This is a genomic window from Micromonospora sp. NPDC048999 (genome assembly GCF_040649295.1).
GTDB lineage: Bacteria > Actinomycetota > Actinomycetes > Mycobacteriales > Micromonosporaceae > Micromonospora.
In genome coordinates this window covers 49,106-66,133 of sequence record NZ_JBEZFI010000009.1, presented here as the reverse complement: position 1 = coordinate 66,133, position 17,028 = coordinate 49,106, and the positions used below count along the sequence as shown (strand labels likewise).

General features: G+C 69.6%; 15 protein-coding genes. 6 read left to right on the top strand and 9 right to left on the bottom strand.

Going from position 1 to position 17,028, the window contains the following annotated elements; genetic code table 11:
- Positions 1–30: 30 nt before the first annotated feature.
- Together AB0C02_RS13630 and AB0C02_RS13625 are read left to right on the top strand one after the other, a co-directional pair.
- Positions 31–1,239, top strand: a complete 1,209-nt coding sequence (locus AB0C02_RS13630) for a histidine kinase (RefSeq protein ID WP_357547794.1) — start codon at positions 31–33, stop codon at positions 1,237–1,239.
- A gap of 36 nt (positions 1,240–1,275) precedes the next feature.
- Complete coding sequence (locus tag AB0C02_RS13625) at positions 1,276–1,809, top strand: DUF4240 domain-containing protein (protein WP_357547793.1); 534 nt, start codon at positions 1,276–1,278, stop codon at positions 1,807–1,809.
- Positions 1,810–1,879: 70 nt separating this feature from the next.
- On the opposite strand, the gene AB0C02_RS13620 is transcribed toward AB0C02_RS13625, so the two are convergent.
- The gene (locus tag AB0C02_RS13620; protein ID WP_357547791.1) at positions 1,880–3,010 is read right to left on the bottom strand and encodes an N-acetylmuramoyl-L-alanine amidase; all 1,131 of its coding nucleotides are present in this window, start codon (positions 3,008–3,010) and stop codon (positions 1,880–1,882) included.
- A 225-nt stretch (positions 3,011–3,235) separates the two neighbouring features.
- Here AB0C02_RS13620 and AB0C02_RS13615 point away from each other — a divergent pair, with 225 nt between their 5' ends.
- Positions 3,236–3,751: a putative immunity protein gene (locus AB0C02_RS13615; RefSeq protein WP_357547790.1), complete on the top strand. Its 516-nt coding sequence runs from the start codon at positions 3,236–3,238 to the stop codon at positions 3,749–3,751.
- A 25-nt stretch (positions 3,752–3,776) separates the two neighbouring features.
- Here AB0C02_RS13615 and AB0C02_RS13610 read toward each other — a convergent pair whose 3' ends face one another.
- The gene (locus AB0C02_RS13610; protein WP_357547789.1) at positions 3,777–4,385 is read right to left on the bottom strand and encodes a class I SAM-dependent methyltransferase; all 609 of its coding nucleotides are present in this window, start codon (positions 4,383–4,385) and stop codon (positions 3,777–3,779) included.
- Positions 4,386–4,667: 282 nt separating this feature from the next.
- On the opposite strand from AB0C02_RS13610, the gene AB0C02_RS13605 reads away from it, so the two are divergent.
- On the top strand, positions 4,668–5,783 hold the full coding sequence (locus AB0C02_RS13605; RefSeq protein ID WP_357547788.1) for a cellulose binding domain-containing protein: 1,116 nt from the start codon (positions 4,668–4,670) through the stop codon (positions 5,781–5,783).
- A 129-nt stretch (positions 5,784–5,912) separates the two neighbouring features.
- Here AB0C02_RS13605 and AB0C02_RS13600 read toward each other — a convergent pair whose 3' ends face one another.
- The 3 genes from AB0C02_RS13600 to AB0C02_RS13590 are packed head-to-tail and all read right to left on the bottom strand — an operon-like array spanning position 5,913 to position 8,312.
- The gene (locus AB0C02_RS13600) at positions 5,913–6,677 is read right to left on the bottom strand and encodes a methyltransferase domain-containing protein (protein WP_357547787.1); all 765 of its coding nucleotides are present in this window, start codon (positions 6,675–6,677) and stop codon (positions 5,913–5,915) included.
- A 43-nt stretch (positions 6,678–6,720) separates the two neighbouring features.
- Positions 6,721–7,356 (bottom strand): class I SAM-dependent methyltransferase, encoded by a 636-nt coding sequence (locus tag AB0C02_RS13595; RefSeq protein WP_357547786.1) that lies wholly within the window; start codon positions 7,354–7,356, stop codon positions 6,721–6,723.
- A complete protein-coding gene (locus AB0C02_RS13590; RefSeq protein ID WP_357547785.1) occupies positions 7,353–8,312 on the bottom strand; it encodes an NAD(P)/FAD-dependent oxidoreductase in 960 nt (319 codons plus the stop codon). Before AB0C02_RS13590 ends, AB0C02_RS13595 begins: the two co-directional genes overlap by 4 nt.
- A gap of 94 nt (positions 8,313–8,406) precedes the next feature.
- On the opposite strand from AB0C02_RS13590, the gene AB0C02_RS13585 reads away from it, so the two are divergent.
- Together AB0C02_RS13585 and AB0C02_RS13580 are read left to right on the top strand one after the other, a co-directional pair.
- Positions 8,407–9,003 (top strand): XRE family transcriptional regulator, encoded by a 597-nt coding sequence (locus AB0C02_RS13585; RefSeq protein WP_357547784.1) that lies wholly within the window; start codon positions 8,407–8,409, stop codon positions 9,001–9,003.
- A gap of 140 nt (positions 9,004–9,143) precedes the next feature.
- The gene (locus AB0C02_RS13580) at positions 9,144–11,114 is read left to right on the top strand and encodes a zinc ribbon domain-containing protein (protein ID WP_357547783.1); all 1,971 of its coding nucleotides are present in this window, start codon (positions 9,144–9,146) and stop codon (positions 11,112–11,114) included.
- A gap of 168 nt (positions 11,115–11,282) precedes the next feature.
- Here the strand turns inward: AB0C02_RS13580 and AB0C02_RS13575 are convergent, their stop codons facing one another.
- The 4 genes from AB0C02_RS13575 to AB0C02_RS13560 all read right to left on the bottom strand — a co-directional run bounded on the left by AB0C02_RS13575 (position 11,283) and on the right by AB0C02_RS13560 (position 16,973).
- Positions 11,283–12,116 carry a fumarylacetoacetate hydrolase family protein gene (locus tag AB0C02_RS13575; protein ID WP_357547782.1) on the bottom strand — a complete coding sequence of 278 codons (834 nt, stop codon included), beginning with the start codon at positions 12,114–12,116 and terminating at the stop codon, positions 11,283–11,285.
- A 290-nt stretch (positions 12,117–12,406) separates the two neighbouring features.
- Entirely contained in the window at positions 12,407–14,188 is a 1,782-nt protein-coding gene (locus AB0C02_RS13570) for an ABC transporter ATP-binding protein (RefSeq protein WP_357547781.1), read from the bottom strand.
- Positions 14,185–16,062, bottom strand: a complete 1,878-nt coding sequence (locus AB0C02_RS13565; protein WP_357547780.1) for an ABC transporter ATP-binding protein — start codon at positions 16,060–16,062, stop codon at positions 14,185–14,187. The genes AB0C02_RS13570 and AB0C02_RS13565 overlap by 4 nt, the downstream gene beginning before the upstream one ends.
- Positions 16,059–16,973, bottom strand: coding sequence for a glycosyltransferase (locus AB0C02_RS13560; RefSeq protein WP_357547779.1), 915 nt, complete (start codon positions 16,971–16,973; stop codon positions 16,059–16,061). The genes AB0C02_RS13565 and AB0C02_RS13560 overlap by 4 nt, the downstream gene beginning before the upstream one ends.
- Between the last annotated feature and the right edge of the window lie 55 nt (positions 16,974–17,028).

The window sequence follows — 17,028 nt, the reverse complement described above, 5'->3', positions numbered from 1 at the left end:
GATCGTACCGATCCGGCGGAAGGAGACATGATGTCGACAGGTGCCCGGCCGCCCCGGCTGGTCGAGCAGCTCCGGGACCGGACGACCCGATGGGTACGGCGCCACTGGCAGCTCGTGGTGGACCTCACGCTGCCCGCGCTGGCGGCCGGCCTGTTCCTGGCGAGCGGCGCAACCTCCGGGGACCCGCTCTCCGTGGTGCTGGCGACGGAACAGATCCTCCCGCTGGTGGTCCGGCGGACCGCCCCGGGGCTGGTGCTGGCCGTGGTGGGGTTGGCCACCTCGGTGCACATGCTGGTCGGCGTTTCCCGAACGATCGGCTACCTGCCCGCGATGCTGGCGCTCTACACAGCGGCGGCCAACGGCCGGTCGGCGGCGGTACGGTGGGGCCTGTGCGGGGCGGTGACGGTGGCCGTGGCGGCCGCGAGCCTCCCACACCGGGGCCTGGTCGAGGGCGGGCTGCTGGCGTTCGTGGCCTTCACCGTCGCCTGGTTGGCCGGCGTCGAGCGGGGCAAGCAGTTGCGGCAGCGCACGGCGTTGGTGGCGGAGCAGACCCGGCTGCGGCTGGAGCGGCGGATCGCGGCGGAGGAGCGGACGGTAGCGGAGGAGCGGGAACACCTGGCGCGCCGGCTGCACGACACGCTCGCCCACACGTTGACAGTCATGCTGGTGCAGACCGAGGCGCTGCGGGTCGGCGGTGGACTGGCCGCGCCGCAACGGGACCGAGTCGAGCGGGTACTCGGCGCGGGGCGGGCGGCCCTCGGCGAGATCCGGCAGACGGTCGCCGCCCTCGACCGTCAGGTTGCGGTAGCGACCAGAGACGATCTCACCGAGCGGCTGGACCAGCTGCGCGCGGCCGGGCTGAACGTACCGGACGGGCTGCCGGAGACGCTGGCAGCGCTCCCCGAACCGGTGCTGGTGGTGGCGCGCCGGCTGATCGCTGAGGCGGCCACCAACGCGCTGCGCCATGCCGGCCCCGGCACCCGGTTGACGTTCCGCGTCGAGCGGGACGCGGAACGGACCCGGTTGTCGGTGCTGAGCACCCGCGCTCCGGGCGGCGGCCCGGCCCGCCCGGAACCACCGCCCGGCGACACGCCCGGATACGGGCTGCGCAGCCTGGCCGCGGACGTCGAGGCGTACGGGGGCACGCTCAGCTACGGCCCGGTGGACGCCGGCCAGTGGCAGGTGCTCGCCGCGTTCCCACACCTGCGCGATGTGAAACGTTCCGCACCGCCACCTTGAGAGCCGATGTCGGTGGGTCCCGATACTCTCCCGTCCGTGACGACGAACGGTGTGGGCCGGGTGCCGACCGCAGCCGAGGAGGCCCGGTTCTGGGGGTTGGTCGAGTCGGCGTGGGCGACGTGCGGGTCCGAGCAGGCGCACGTTCGGCAGGCGCTGGTCGGGCGTGATCCCGCAGCGGACGACGGTAACGACAGCCTCCACGCCCTCGATGCCTGGATGGATCGGTTTCTGGCGCAGCTGCGGGGGATGTGTGCCGACCTGTCGAGCGCGGAGTTGACGGACCTGGACCGGGTGGTCGAGCGAAAGCTGTACGACCTCGATCGGCAAGAGGTCCATGAGCACACCGACGGTTCGGACGACGGCTTCCTGTACTGCCGCGGGTTCATCGTCGCGGCAGGCCAGGAGTTCTACAACGCGGTCCACGCCGACCCCGCGGTGGCGGTGCTGGACGCGGAGTGCGAGGCGATGTGCTACTTCTTCGCCCGTCTGCACAACGAGCGGTTCGGTGGCTACCCGGACACCGGCTCGGGCATTTCCCGCGAGTCGGGCTGCAATCCCGGCGGCTGGTGACGCGTCCCTTGTGGTAGCGGCGCCAGGCGCCGCTACCACAAACGGCTGAAACCAGCCAGCAGGGCGGCATTCAGTGCCGGAAGGCCGAACGAACTGAGCCGCCGACAATCGCGCACCACGTGTCCACGTTGACCTTGCCGTTGGGTACGAGGCCGTGCAGGCGCTGCATGTCCTGGACCGCCTTCATGGTGCTGTGGTCGAATTCGCCGCTCACCGTGACGCCGCCGTACCCTTTACGGCCGAGCAGGTACTGCAGCGCGTTGACGGGAAGACCGCTGGCGTGCTTGTCGAGCGTCGGCACAAGCGCCTCCCAGGTGGCCGCGTCGAAGGTCGCGTCCGGGTCGACCCGAATGCCGTGGTTGGCTTGGAAGTCGGCGACGACGGCATTCATGTCGTAGCCGAAGTCGCCGTTCGGGATCAGCGGGTACCCGAGGTCCGCGAGCAGGTACTGCGCGACCTTCACCACCGGGCCGTCGACGAAACGCCAGATGTCGGGCCACCGGCGTGCGGGGATGTCCGGCTGTTGGCTACCGAGTGCTGCCGCGACACGCGAGCGCACCATCGGGAACAACCGGTAGAAGGCGGTGCCCGGGCACTCGGTGTTGTAGAAGTCCCCGTGGCCGAAGATGTCCCATGGCTGCAGCCGGAACTGCTGGCACACCGCGGCACACAACCTCACCAGCCCGTCGAGCAGCGCGTCAGGCGGCGTCTCGGTGATGTACGTGCCCTCGTTCTCGATCCCGATCGCGTTTCCGTTCTCGCCCGGGCAGTGTGCGGCGCTGACCTGGTGCGCGCCCGCGTCGAGCGTCTCCAGGCTGCGGTGGCGACCCTCCAGCACGTAGCCGCCACGGCTGACCGTGAAGTGCTGTCCGGTGTCCGCCCAGCCGTTGACGTCCATATGCAGGTTCTGGCAGTCCCGCGCCAGTTGCATCGCGTGGTCGCGCGAGTAGTCCGTGACGTTCGGGAACGCCATGTGGTGCAGGATGATCTTGTTGGTGACGTTGCCGGTGATCTGAATCGCCCCCCGTGACGGACGCGCGCCCCAGGTGTCGCAGTCGATGACCCAGGGGAACATCGGGCTGGGTGCGGCACCCGCTGGTGTCGCCGAGAGCAGTTCAGTGCCGACGATCGCCGCGATCCCCGTACCCAGACCTGCCTTGAACAGGGTGCGTCGGTCGACCTCGTGCCGATGAGTTGACATGCGCTGCCTCCATGAGGGGTGCGGAACAACAACGACAACTGTTGCGGGCTGGATGGCGCTTCATCCGCGAGGATCGATGGTGAAACATTTCGACTATTCCATCGCACCGCCTGGCAGTTTTCAACAGGCCAAGAGTCATCGGCCGGCTGCCGTGGTGGAGCACCGCAGCCGGCCGGGCCGCTACGGTAGAGGTTGCGGCCGGTCCCTGAGAAGGAGCGACCAACCATGATCCTCCCGAAGGTTCGGGACCCTCGCTTCATCACGCTCCGTCGCGGTGGGACCCTCACCGATTCGAATCACCATCTCCTCGCTCTCTGGGCGGCGTCGTGCGCGGAGCACGTCCTTCACCTGTTCGAGGCGGTTCAGCCCACGGACCCACGACCACGTGAAGCGATCGAGCACGCCCGTGCCTGGGTGCGTGGAGAGGTCACGATGATGCAGGCTCGCGCGGCGGGCGGCCATGCGATGGGCGCGGCCAGAGACCTGCGCGGGGCTGCACGGCACGCCGCGTACGCTGCTGGCCAGGCGGGGGTCGTCGCACACGTCGCTGCGCACGAACTCGGTGCGGCCGCCTATGCGATCAAGGCCGCACGTGCTGCCGTGCCGGAAGGCGAGAGCGATGCCGCAGGACGACTCGAGTGCCGATGGCAGCGTGACCAACTCTCGGCGGCGATTCGCGAGCTCGTGCTCGATGACCAGCGGTTGCGGAACGACATCTGCTGGTCGGTGTTTGACTGCTGAGCGGGCTACCGGCTCGCGACTCAGCTCACCCGTCGGTTGCGATTGCCGCGATGGCGGCGTGCGGCCGATGAGTGCCATCGCTGGGCCGCTTGAGGCGCTCAACTTCGGTGAAGCCGGCGCGCGCCAATCGCGCGGAGAACTCGTCGACGGGCCAGCGATAGGCGGTCACGACCTTGTGGTCGAAGGCGGCGACCTCGTCACCGACGAAGAGACCGATCACCAACGTTCCGGCCGGGGCCATTGCTCGTCGGAACTCAGCGAGCACGCCGTCGAGGTTGTGCGGCGGTAGATGGATCAACGAGTACCAGGCCAGGATGCCGGCGATGGAGTGGTTGGCAACGGCGAGATCTTCTAGCGACCCGAGTTGGTACCTGCCGTTCGGGTGGGCCGCCTGCGCATGGGCGATGAACTCGGGGACCATGTCGATTCCCGTTGCGTCGACGCCCAGCGAGCGAAGGTAACCGGTGATATGGCCCGGCCCGCAGCCCAGATCGAGCACGGTGCCGGGTCGGCCCGCCAGATGTCGCCCGATGAAGGCGAGGTCGTCGGGGTGTACCTGCTGGCTGGTGCCGAACATCTCGATGTAGAGCTCTGCGAGGGACGCATATGCCTGCCGGACCTGTTCCAGGTTCATCCGCGTGACTATATGAGCTCTCGGTGGGCAGGGCGCGCTGGCATTCCTTGAGCATGCATCGATGAACTGCTATCTTTTGCCGAGGGGCGGAGGGCACGCTCCCAATCGGGGTCACCACACCGGGACCATCGACCCAGTCCGGTGCCTTGTCGTGACCAGTCCGGGCCGACCCGCCGTCGCGCCGTGCGCTCCACCGGCGGCACGCGGTGGCACCTCGGCGGCCAACGCCCGTCGACAGCCTCCCCGACGACCCGGTATTCGACTCCTGGAAGGTCACATCCCATGCGAAGGCGTACTCTCGCCCTGGCAGCGGCCACCACGGTTGCGTTCGGGGCCTGCATCCTCACGGCTCTCCCCGCCTCGGCAGCCACCGGCTGCAGCGTCCGCTATACGGTCAGCAACCAGTGGCCGGGCGGCTTCGGAGCGGACGTCGCCATCACCAACCTTGGCAGCCCGGTTACCGCCTGGACCCTGGTCTGGTCCTACTCGGCCGGGCAGAAGGTGACCGAGGCCTGGAGTGCCACCGTCACCCAGAGCGGCTCCCAGGTGACCGCCAAGAACGTCAGCTACAACGGTTCCCTGGCGACGAACGCGAGCACGTCATTCGGCTTCAACGGCTCGTGGACGAGCAGCAACCCGCTGCCCGCGACCTTCACCCTCAACGGCGTCACCTGCACCGGCGGCGTGTCCGGCCCCACGAGCACGCCGACGCCCACCAACAGTCCGACCCCGCCCCCCACCAACGGTGTGCCCTCCGACGCGGCCTGGGTCGCCAGCGGCCAGTGGGACTCGTGGACGAACAACGGCTACACGTTGAACAACGATGTCTGGGGCTCCGGCGCCGGCCCCCAGACGATCTGGGCGCGAACCGGCACCAACTGGGGCGTCGTCGCCAACCACCCGCGCACCAGCGGCGTCAAGTCCTACCCGCACACCGGCCGAACCCTCAACCGCACGCTGAGCTCCCTGAGCTCTGTGAGCAGCTCGTTCAACGTCACCGTGCCAAGTGGTGGCGACTACGCGACCGCCTACGACATCTGGGCCAACAACCACGCCTACGAGGTCATGATCTGGGCTAACCAGGCCGGCGCCGTTGGCCCGATCGCGAGTTCGTACGACGGCAACGGCGCGGTCCCCGACGCGCGCAACGTCAACGTCGGCGGCCACACCTGGAACGTCTTCCGTGGTTCCAACGGCAGCAACGCCGTCTTCTCGTTCGTCCGGACCAGCGTCACCAACTCCGGCACCGTCGACGTCCTGGCGATCATGCGGTGGCTGCGCACCCAGGGCTGGTGGGGCGACGTGACCGTCGGCGACATCCAGTTCGGCTTCGAGCTGACCGGCACCGCCGGCCAGTCCTCCTTCGTCTCCAACAGTTTCTCGCTCAGCTACGCCTGAGCACGGCACCGCCGAACCTTCCACCCACGGGCGTCCGCACCGAGAACCACCGGGCGGACGCCCGCCTGGCCCGGCACCCGGCTGCGACCATCGCCGAGATCGGGGCGGCCATCCGACTCTGTCGAGGCACTACTGCTCGCGGCGACGCGCGAGATGGACGGTGATATCTGCGGAAACCTCGACCGCCTCGGGCAACACCTGCATGATCCGGCCGTATACCTGCTGTTGGTCGGAGGTCGGCAGTTCGAGATAAGCCGAGATGGTCGAGAGCAGGCCAACGTAGTCGCGAGCGCTCATCGTCAATCGCCGCTCGATCTCGGACTGCTGAACATCGGCGAACCACTCGGACCGTTGCAGCTCCGTGCCGGGCCACTGCATCTCATGCCCCGGAGGCGTCCCATCGGGAGACGGGACCTCGTCGCTGTCCAAGAATGGTGCCCGGGCCGCGCGCACAGCTTCCTCCACGGCCGGGTCAGCCAGCCGGAGCGGTCCGCCGAACGAGGCGAACACGCCACCCGGCTCGAGGAGCGCGGCCAGGCGCGGCCACCGCCCCTGCGGGTTGGTCCAGTGCAACGCTGCTGCCGCATAAACCAGCCCGTAGCTCTCGCCGGGTCGCACGTCCTCGAACGCGGCTTGCACGGTCCTGACGTTCGCTGGCACGTGCCGACGCAGCTCGTCGAGCATGGCCCCGTCAGGCTCGCTCGCGGTGACCGTGACTCCCCGTTGAGCGAACAGACGGGTGGCTTTGCCTGTCCCGGCGCCAATCTCAAGGGCGGTCCGAACCGGCTGACCCGCGTACGTCATCACCATGTCGAAAACCGCCACGGGATACCCCGGCCGGAAGCGTTCGTATGCTTCCGCCACCGCGCCAAAGCTCTGCGCACGACCAGACATGCCGGGCATCATGCCACGATCCGCGCCGATCGCTGTGGTGTGGTCAGTTGCGCCGAGTGGCGCGTACGACGACGTCGTGCAGTGGAACCGCCCGGCCTCCGGGGCCGGGGACCGTGCGGAGATGCTGTTCGGCGGTGGTGATCTCCCATTGGGTGCTGTCCAGGCCAGTGGTGATGTCGGCGAGGGTGACTGAAGCCTCGGCGGGCGGGTGGTGCCCGTGCCCCACGGCTCCCGAGGCGTGCAGGTGCCCGACGATCAGTAGGGTGCCGCCGGGCGCCACCCACGCGGAAACACGGTCGTAGAAGGCCAGCTGCGGCATCGCCGGGTGCGCGTAGTGCGTGGTGACCAGGTCGAACCGCGAGTCGGGGTGCCAGACGGTCAGGTCCGCTTGGACCCACCGCACGCGTTCGGACACCCCGCTGTTGGTTGCGCGCCCGGCGGCGTGGGCGAGGGCTTCGGTGGCGATGTCGGCTGCGGTGACGTGCCAGCCCCGGGAGGCGAGCCAGATCGCCTCGGCGCCGGCGCCGCACCCGGCGTCCAGCGCCGTGCCCGGCGCCAGGCCGCCGGTCTCCCGGGCGAGATAAGGGTTCGGCGGATTGCCGGCCATGGAGCCGGGGTGGTCGCCGTGCGTCCGGTGCCAGTGCTGTTCCCAGTAGCCCTTGTCGAATCCGTGCGTCATCGGGATGCCTCCGCGTCCGAGAGTCGGGCGACAGCCCGGTCGACGTCCTCGGCGACGAGGTCGGCGTTGATGTGCGCTGCGGCGCGCGCGCCGTCCGCGGCGGCCGCGCCGACCTGGGCGGACAGATCGGTGGAGTTGCCCGCAACCCAAACCCCGGGCACAGCCGTACGCCCGGTCGGGTCGGCGGCGATGAAGGAGCCCGCCGGGTGCGCGGTCGGCTGGATGCCGATTCTCGCGAACACCTCAGCGCGGGCGACCAGCCGCGACGCCACGGCCAGGGCTTCGACCTCGACGATGCGGTCGTCGGCCAGGCGGACGCCGGCCAGGCGGTCGTCGACGATCTCCAGCCTCGAGACGCCTCCGGGGATCGTCGGAATGCCGAGCGCATCGAGCTTCGCCCGGTCCTGGTCGCCGAGATCATGGTCGTTGGAGAAGAAGCGCACGTCGTTGCTCAACTGCCGGAACAGCAACGCCTGGTGCAGGGACATCGGCCCGGTGGCGAGCACGCCGATCCCGCGGTCGCGAACCTCCCATCCGTGGCAGTACGGGCAGTGGAGCACGTCGCGCCCCCACCGCTCCCGCAATCCCGGGATGTCCGGCAGCTCGTCGACCAGCCCGGTGGCGATCAGCAGCCGGCGCCCGTGCAACACACCGCCGTCACGCATCATCACCGCGAACCCCAGCGACGTGCCCGACACGTCGCTCACCTCGGCCGAGATGATCTCGCCGCCGTAGCGGGTGACCTCGTCACGGCCACGCTTGAGCAGCTCCAGCGGGCTCAGCCCGTCGAGCGCCAGCAGGCCGTGCACGCCCTCGGCGGGCGCGTTCCTCGGTGTGCCGGCGTCCACGACCGTCACCCGGCGACGCGAGCGCGCCAGCGTCAGCGCCGCGCTCAGTCCCGCCGCGCCGCCACCGACGACGATCACGTCCCTCATGATCTCTGCCTGCCCGACCATGTCGAACTCCTCACCCGTCTCCGCTGGTCAGCACGATCCTGACCCCGCATCGAGCGGTTGGGCAAAATTCTTTGCCAAATGGCAAACTGGGAGCGTGGACGACGAACTGGAACGCACGCTCGACGCCGTCGGCCCGAGGCTGAAGCAGCTTCGGACCCGCCGCGACATCACGCTCACCGACCTGGCCGAGGAAACCGGCATTTCCGTCAGTACGTTGTCCCGGCTTGAGGCGGGCCTGCGGCGCCCCACGCTCGAGCAACTCCTCCCGCTCGCCCGCGCCTATGGTGTCACCCTCGACGAGCTCGTCGACGCACCACCAACCGGTGATCCCCGCATCAACTTGCGCCCCGTCGCCGCCGGCGACGGATCAACCATCCTGCCGCTGACCCGTAGGCCTGGAGGCATCCAGGCCTACAAGTTCATCCTCCCGGCCGGGAACGACGATCGCGAACCCGACCTACGCACCCACGAGGGCTACGACTGGGTCTACGTCCTCAACGGCACGCTGCGCCTGGTCCTCGGCGAGCACGATCTCATCCTTCAACCCGGAGACGCTGCGGAGTTCGACACCCGCACCCCGCACTGGTTCGGGGCCACGAGCTCCGGTCCCGTCGAGTACCTCAGCCTCTTCGGCAGGCAGGGCGAACGCGCGCACGTGCGCGTCGCACCGAGATCGAACCAGAATCGGTAAGAGCGCAGAGGCTAAGCGATTTGATTGCTAATCCACAGTGGTCATAGAATTTCCGTTGTCGGGCGTTTTGTTGGGGATGCGTCGGCGGAAGGCTGGGCTTGTCTGTTATTCGAGTCCGGGCGGTGCCAGGACGGTGGCGGGTGAGCCGGAAGTTGGCGTTGGCTGAGGGCGAGGCGGTGCGGACCGCGTGTGCTCGTGGGTTGCTGCGAACGGGGCTGGATGAGGCGTCCGGGGAGGTCGTGTCCCGGGCGGTGCTTGCGGAGCGGGTCGGTTGGTGTGCTGATCTGGTGGCGGGCATGGTGGGCGCCCTGCTTGGTGCGCATTGCAACGCGGTCGATGTTGATGTGCTCGCCTCTGGGGTGGATGCCGGTGGTCGGAGGTTGCCGTCGAATGCGTGGATGGCGTTGCGGCGGCTGGGTTGGACGGCCGCCCCGCCATCGGGTGTGAGGGTCAATGACCGGATCGTGCGGATGGTCCAGGAGCAGGCGGGGCGTGTTCTGCGGTCGGTGAAGTGGCGTGCCGACCTGACCGCCGGGATCCTGTCGACCTGGCCGGTCGATCCGCGTAAGCGCACCGGCGTCGAGTGGGAGCAGCTCCGCGCTGCGATCCCGGGCGGGCAGGGTCTGGCATCCAGTGTGATCAAGGGTCGTACTCGGCAGGCCGCCGCGTTCCTGGCCGCTAGCGGCCGGTTGCCGGTGGATGTGTTCGAGTTGGAAGACGTCCCGAGGGTCCCGCGGATGTTGTTGTTGGCGGCGTGTGACCGGCAGCAGGCCACCATCGAACGCAGCGACACCGACCCGGGCCGGGTGCTGCTGCGCCTGCAGTTGCCGACCCGGGCGGATCCGCGTTCGTATCGGGACTGGACGTGGGTGGCCTGCCCGATCAGCCTGCCACCCACGGTTCCAGCGGGCGCAGTGCTGCATCTACCCACCCTGCGCGTCACCGGCGGGACGGTGCGAGCCGATCTCGCCTACACGCATCCGGTGCCGAAGGCCAGCCGCACGGGGCACGAGGTGGCGCTGGGCGTGGACTGGGGCCTGAACACCCTCCTGTCCGCCGGAACCCTCCGACTTCGTCCGGACGGTCGGATCACCGCGCTCGGTGCCGGCGGCCAGTTCCGCGCCGCCGGCGTCCTGGCCAAACAGCATCGGCTGCGCCGACAGAGCGAGCAGCTGCAGACCAAGGCCGACCACTACCAGCGGCTCATCGACGGCCGCCCCGACGAACACCTACGGGCGAAACACGCGGTCCTGCGCGACGAGATCCAGCACGTGTCCGCCCGCCGCACGAACCTGAACGACGCCCTCGCCTGGTCCGCCGCCCGCTGGACCGTCGACCAGGCCATCGCGGCCGGGGCCAGCGTGATCTATCTGGAAGATCTGCGGTCGATGGAAGCCCGAGGTATGGGCCGCACCATGAACACGCGCCTGTCCCAACAGGTACGCGGGAAGATCGCCGACCGCATCCGGCACCTCGCCGCCGAGGCCGGTGTCGCGGTGGTCACCGTCCCCGCCCGTAACACCTCCAAACACTGCCCGCAGTGCCTGACCCCGCTACGGCACCGTAAAGCCCCGGACCAGCCCACCGTGGCGGGCTGGAAGTGGGCTATCTGCCCCCACCCGTCCTGCGGCTGGCAGGGCGACCGCGACCACGGCGCCTGGCGGCGCATCGCCGCCCGCGGCCTCACCCATCAGGCCAAGACCGTCATCGACAAGACCAGCGGGCACATGGTGATCCGGTCGGTCGTGGACACGCTCGAAGCCGCAGCCGTCGTTACCCCCACCGCGAAAGCCAGCGGGGTGGACCGGTCGAAGACCGGCCCCACCGCGCGTAAGCCAGCACGCCTCGCGCCCAGGCGACGCGGGGCACCCTCCCCCACCCGACCTCACGGCCGGGCGGGCAAGCGTCCGGAGGGACACGCACCAACGGACCGGAAACTGCCCCGCGCAGCCCACCGGCACCAGAACGTGACCACGACCAGCACACCCACCACCGGCCACCAGCCACACGGAGCAGCGCTGGGCGCAGGATTCCACTTCCACGCCCACGCCACCCCACCCAGGTGGGAAACGATCCCGGAAACCTACTCCGACACAGGATCGCTTAGCTGAACTGAGACGCTCCTCGTGAGGTCGTCCTTTCACACAGGAATCGCGCCCGGTCAGAGCCACCGCGGGAGAGCGGGCGGGGGCTTCTCGCCGGTGCTGGCGACGTCGGGCGCCGGGCGGCCGGAGAGGTACGCCGTGCGACCGGCGAGGGTGTCGGTCACCGGGGGGCGTTCACTCCTTCTCCTCCCGGCAGACGTTGAGGCACTCGCCGATGCCTTCGACGACGGTCAGTAGGGTCTGCCCGGGCGTCAGGAAGACCTTGGGGTTGCGGGCCGCGCCGACCCCGCCCGGCGTGCCGGTGGCGATCAGGTCGCCGGGGCGGAGCGTGGTGAACTGGCTGATGTAGGCGACGGTGGCCGCGGGGTCGAAGAGCAGGTCCGAGGTGCGGGTGCGCTGGACGACGACGCCGTCGACCTCGCAGCGCAGCTCCAGGTCCCGGGCATGGTCGATCTCGTCCGGCGTGACCAGGAACGGCCCGACCGGGGTGCTGCGCTCGAATACCTTGCCCTGCAGCCACTGGGTGGTCCGCCACTGCCAGTCGCGCATAGAGACGTCGTTGACGACCGTGTAGCCGGCGATGGCATCGAGTGCCTGCTCCCGGGTCGCCCGGCGCAGCGGGGTGCCGATGACGACCCCCAGCTCGGCCTCCCAGTCGACCTCGGCGCTCGTGGCCGGCAGGACGATCTCGTCCCGGGCGCCGATGAGCGTGTCGGCGAACTTCGCGAACAGCGTGGGGTGCTCGGGCAGGTCGCGCCCCATCTCGAGGATGTGCGTGCGATAGTTCAGCCCGACGCAGTTAATCTTCGATGGGCTGGTGACGACCGGGGCGAAATCGACGTCCTCGACGGGTACCGGCTCGCCGGCCGGCGGGATCCGGTCGATGTCCTGCGACCCCGCCGCGGCGAGCAGCGCGCCCACGTCCTGATAGCCGAGCGGGACGACGACATTGTTCTCGACCCGGGCCGCTCGGGTGCCCGTGGGTGTGCGGATGGTGGCTAGACGCATCGCTTCAGGTGCCTCGTCACCCACGACATCGACGAGGCCATCTACCTCGGCGAGCGGGTCATCGTGCTGTCCGCCTCACCCACGGTCGTGCAGCACCAGGTAACGGTTGATCTGCCTACTGAACGTGACCAGTTGGCCACCCGGTCGCTGCCCCGGTTCGCCGAACTGCGCGCCGAGATTTACCAGGAGATCCATCAGGCCAAGGTGGGGCGCACGGCCCGTCACCCGGAGATTGCTTCCGGCGCACGAACGATGGCGCGGTAAGCAGGCGACCCGTCCACGGCGCTTCGTCAGCGATAGGCGCTCGCCTGGAGGGAGAACAACTCGGCGTACTGCTGACCGGCCCGCATCAACTCGTCGTGCGTGCCGACCTCGGCGATCCGGCCGTCGCGCACCACGACGATCCGGTCGGCCATCCGGACGGTGGAGAAGCGGTGCGAGACCAGCAGAGTGATCGCTCCCTCGGCGCCGACCCGGCGCGCCTGTTCGGCGTATCGCTCGAACAGGTCGTGCTCGGCCTGCGGGTCGAGTGCCGAGGTCGGCTCGTCGAGGACCAGCAGCAGCGGACTCTCCCGCATCAGCGCACGGCCGAGGGCGAGCTTCTGCCACTGGCCGCCGGACAGTTCCACTCCGTCGGCGTAGCTCTTGCCCAACCGGGTCTCCAGGCCATCGGCCAGGTGGTCGAGCACGTCGGCGGAGCCGGCGCGGGCCAGCGCGTCGGAGACCGCTTCGGTGGAGTCGATGCGGGGCAGGTCACCCACGCCGACGGTCTGGCGGGCGAGGAACTCGTACCGGACGAAGTCCTGGAACCCGGCGGCGATCCGCTCGCGCCACCGCTCGCTCGGCAGCCGCCGTAGGTCGACCCCGTCGACCAACAGCCGTCCCTCGGTCGGCTCGTAGAAGCCGCACAGCATCTTGATCAGAGTGGTCTTGCCGGCGCCGTTTTCGCCTACGACGGCCACGATGGACCCAGCCGGCAGGGTGAGGTCGAGGTCGTGCAGCACCGGGCGGTCCTGGCCGGGGTAGTTGAAGCTGACCCCGGCCAGGCGGATGCCCTCGCGCAGCTCGCCCGGCACCTGTTGGTCGGCGGCGACCGGCTCAGCAGGGGTCACCGCGGCCCGGATCCCGTCCATCCGGCGGTAGGCGCTGGCCATCCGTTGCAGCTCCTGTGTCAGCGTGACGGCCAGGGTGACCTGCTGGTTGACCTGGGCTGCGAGGGCGACGGTCAGGACCACGTCGCTGGCGCCGTGGCGGCCGTGCGCGGCGCCCCACAGGATCAGCAGTACGCCAACCACGTAGCCGGCGGCGAACACCAACTGACCAGCGGTACGAGTTGCGGCCGCGGCCACCTGTGCCCGGTACAACCCGGTGGTGGCCTGCCGCCACAGCTCCCCCCGGCGGTCGCGTAGCTGATTCGCCAGCCGAAACACCCGGATTTCGCCGGCGTGCCGCGACGAGGTGGCCAGCTGGAAAAGGTTGAGCCCGAGGCGGGTGGGCTCGGCCGTGGCGGTCTTGGCCCGGTCCAACCGGCGCTCCGCGATCCGGCCGGTCACCAGCGGCGGGACAGCCAACAGCGGGAGCAGCAGCAGGAGCGGGTCGAGCCTGGCCAGCAGCACCGCGGTGATCACCATGGCGAGCGCCAGGCCCATGCCGTTGAGCAGAGCCTCCAGGCTGGTACGGAACTGGCGGCTCTCGTGTTGCAGGACGGTGAGCGAGTCGGCTTGGTCGGCCTGCTCGTGGTGGGCTATCCCGGTCGTGCCGTTGGAGAGCGCGATGAGCTGCTTGTCGAAGTCGATCTCGGCCAGTTCGGACAGTTCGAAGTAGAGTACGTGCGCGAAGTGGCTGAAGGTAAGCGCCACGATGGCGAGCACGGCAACCAGGGCGCCGTCGATCGCCGCGTCGCGAGACCGGCCCGAGAGCACCGCGTCGGTCATCGTTCCCAGGGCCAGCGCGAGCAGCGGCGCGGCGACGGCACCGAGGACCATCAGGAGGACGGCCAGGACGGTCTTGGTTCGGTCCATCCGCCAGGCGGTGACGAGCATCTGCCGGCAGCCGGCCAACAAATTGATCATTCCTGACCCCCGCCCGCACCCGCCGTGACGAACCGGTCGGCCTGGAGCCGGAACAGCTCCGCGTACCGCCCGCCACTGGCCACCAGCTCATCATGGCTGCCCTGCTCGGTGACCAGGCCGTCCTCCAACACCACGATGTGATCGGCCTGGCGCACCGTGGAGAACCGGTGCGAGATCAGCAGCGTCGTGGCGCCCCTGGTCAGCTCGGCGAACTCGTCGAAAAACCTGGCCTCGGCCCGCACGTCGAGGCTGGCGGTCGGCTCGTCGAGTACCACGATGGGAGCGCCGTGCCGCAGCGCGAACAGCGCCCGGGCCAGCGCGACCCGCTGCCACTGGCCGCCGGACAGGTCGGTGCCGCCGGCTACCTGTCGGGTCAGCGGTGTGTCCAGCCCGCGCGGCAGCGCGTCCAGCGCGTCGGCGATGTTGGCGCCCTCGGCGGCCGCGCGGATGCCGACCCGGTCGTCGGCGTCGTCGATCGCGCCGTAGCCGATGTTGCTCGCCGCGGAGATCTCGTAGCGGGCGAAGTCCTGGAAGATCACACCGAGCTTGCGGCGCCACTCGGTGACCGCAAAGTCGCGGATGTCGACGCCGTCCACCCGGATTGCCCCGCCGGTCGGCTCGTACAGCCGGGCCAGCAGCTTGACCAGCGTCGTCTTGCCCGCGCCGTTGACACCGACGATCGCCGTGCAGCGCCCCACCGGAACCTTGAGGTCGAGCCGCTCGAAGACTGGCCGCTGCTGACCGGGGTAGGTGAAGGACACCTGGTCGAAGTGGATGACGCCGGCCGGCTCGGGTACGGCCGCCAGCCCCTGGGGCACGGCGCCGTCGCGCAGCTCGGCCGGGTAGGTATCGACCCGGGCGGCGAAGCGGCGGACCGCCTCGTAGGCGGTCATCCCCACGACGATCTGGTTGTCCGCCTCGGGGTAGAATTCCGACAGCCGCAGCGCGCCCAGGCCTGCCTGCATGACCAGGGCGAAGGCGGTGAGTGTCAGCCGGTCGGTGGCGGCCGCGCCGGTGGCGACGAAGACCACGCCGGTGACGGCCAGGCCGGCGATGGCGTACCAGAGGAACGGCCACAGGTAGAGTTTGCGGCGGGCGGCCCAGAGCGGCACCAGCCAGGCCCGGTAAGCCCGGTCCAGGTTGCCGGTCAGCCAGCGGGTCAACCCGAAGATCCGGATCTCCTTGCCAGCGGCCGGCTGGATGCCGAGCTTGCGCAGGTAGTCGATCTCACGCTCTGGGCCGTCGAGGGCGAACCGCAGGCGTGAGTACTTGCGGATGCCGTTGCGCTGCCCGTAGCGGAACAGGGCTACCACGACGACCAGCCCGGCCGCGGCGAGCCAGCTGAAGGCCACGCCAACTACCGCGACGTATCCGACTATCTGCAGGTATCGGGCGACCAGGGCGAGCAGGCCGGCGCACGCCTTACCGGGGCTCATGAAACCGTACTGCACCTGGTCGACCGCGGCACGCAGGTCGTGCAGCGCCTGCTGGTCCTCCAGCGGGGCGATGCCGCGCGAGCGCAGAGCGGCGGCCATCAGGTCGTCGAACATCTGGCCGTCGACCCGGCGCGCCATCAGCTCACCGAGCGCGATCTGGAACGGGGCCAGCGCCTGCTGGCCGATGAACGCGGCGGCCGCGACGCCGAACAGCGCGAGCATCGCCTTCCAGGCATCCGACTCGGGCCCGCCGGCGACGGCGTCCGGCACCTTGCCGAGCACCATGCTGGTGGACACCACGAACACCACGGGCAGCGCACCGAGTAGCACGTTGATCAGACCCAACCCGGCGACCAGGCCGAGCCCGGCCCGGGGCAGCAGCCGCACGATGCTCCACCGGTCGGCCAGCGTGGCACCCCAGGCGCGTACCCACCTCATGCGTCCGCCTGCTTCCGGTCGGACTTGCCGGCGTCGGGCGGCAGGTCCAGCACCGGGATGACGTCATTGATGTTGAACGGGTTGATCGTGGGGGTGGCCAGCAGCAGCGGCATCAGCGGCGACTGGTATTTGGTGATCATGTATTGGTAGTTGCCGTGCGCGCTGGCCAGGCTGGCCTCGAAATTCTTCTTGTGTGGCACGTGTACGGAGCTGGCCGCCCGGTCGAGGACGAAGCGCGCGTCAGCGCAGTGCAACCGGTACGCCAGGTCGAGGTCCTCGCCGCCCCAGGTACGGAAGTGCTCGTCGAACATGCCCACATCACGTAGCTGCGCGGTGCGCGCCGAGACGTTGCACGTCCAGAACATCACCCACGGCGCCGGCAGATCGGCGAAGTCGTCATCGTAGCGCCGGTAGAACAGGTCGCGGACGTCCCCGTGCAAGGGCTCTGCCGCCATTCGCTCGATCGTGGCGTCCGCGTCATGCACGTCGATGAGCTGCTCCAGCTCGGCGTCGTCGCCGTCGAGGCTGAACCCGTAGACGTACCCGATCACCGCGACCGGACCGGGCGCGGCATCGTGCGCCGCGACGTGCGCGGCCAGGCAGCCGGAGTGCGGAAGCACTCCCGAGTCGATCATCACGCAGACGTCGCCGCGGGCCGCGCCGATGCCCATGTTGCGGGCCCGGCCCGCGCCGACGCCGTCGTGCTCCTGGCGTAGATAGGTCACGTCCAGCCGGTCGCGGAAGCCCGCCACCACGTCAGCAGTGTTGTCGGTCGAGCCGTCGTCGGCGACCAGCACCTCGAACTGGGTTCTCGGCAGGCTCTGCCGGGCCAACGCGGCCAGGGTGTGCCCGAGCAAGGTGGCCCGGTCGTAGGTCGGGATGACAACACTGCAACGCAGCGTGTCGGACATGTGGTCTCTCCTGGTGGTTGGGGATGCGACCACCAGGGGCGGACTTGGGGTCGCC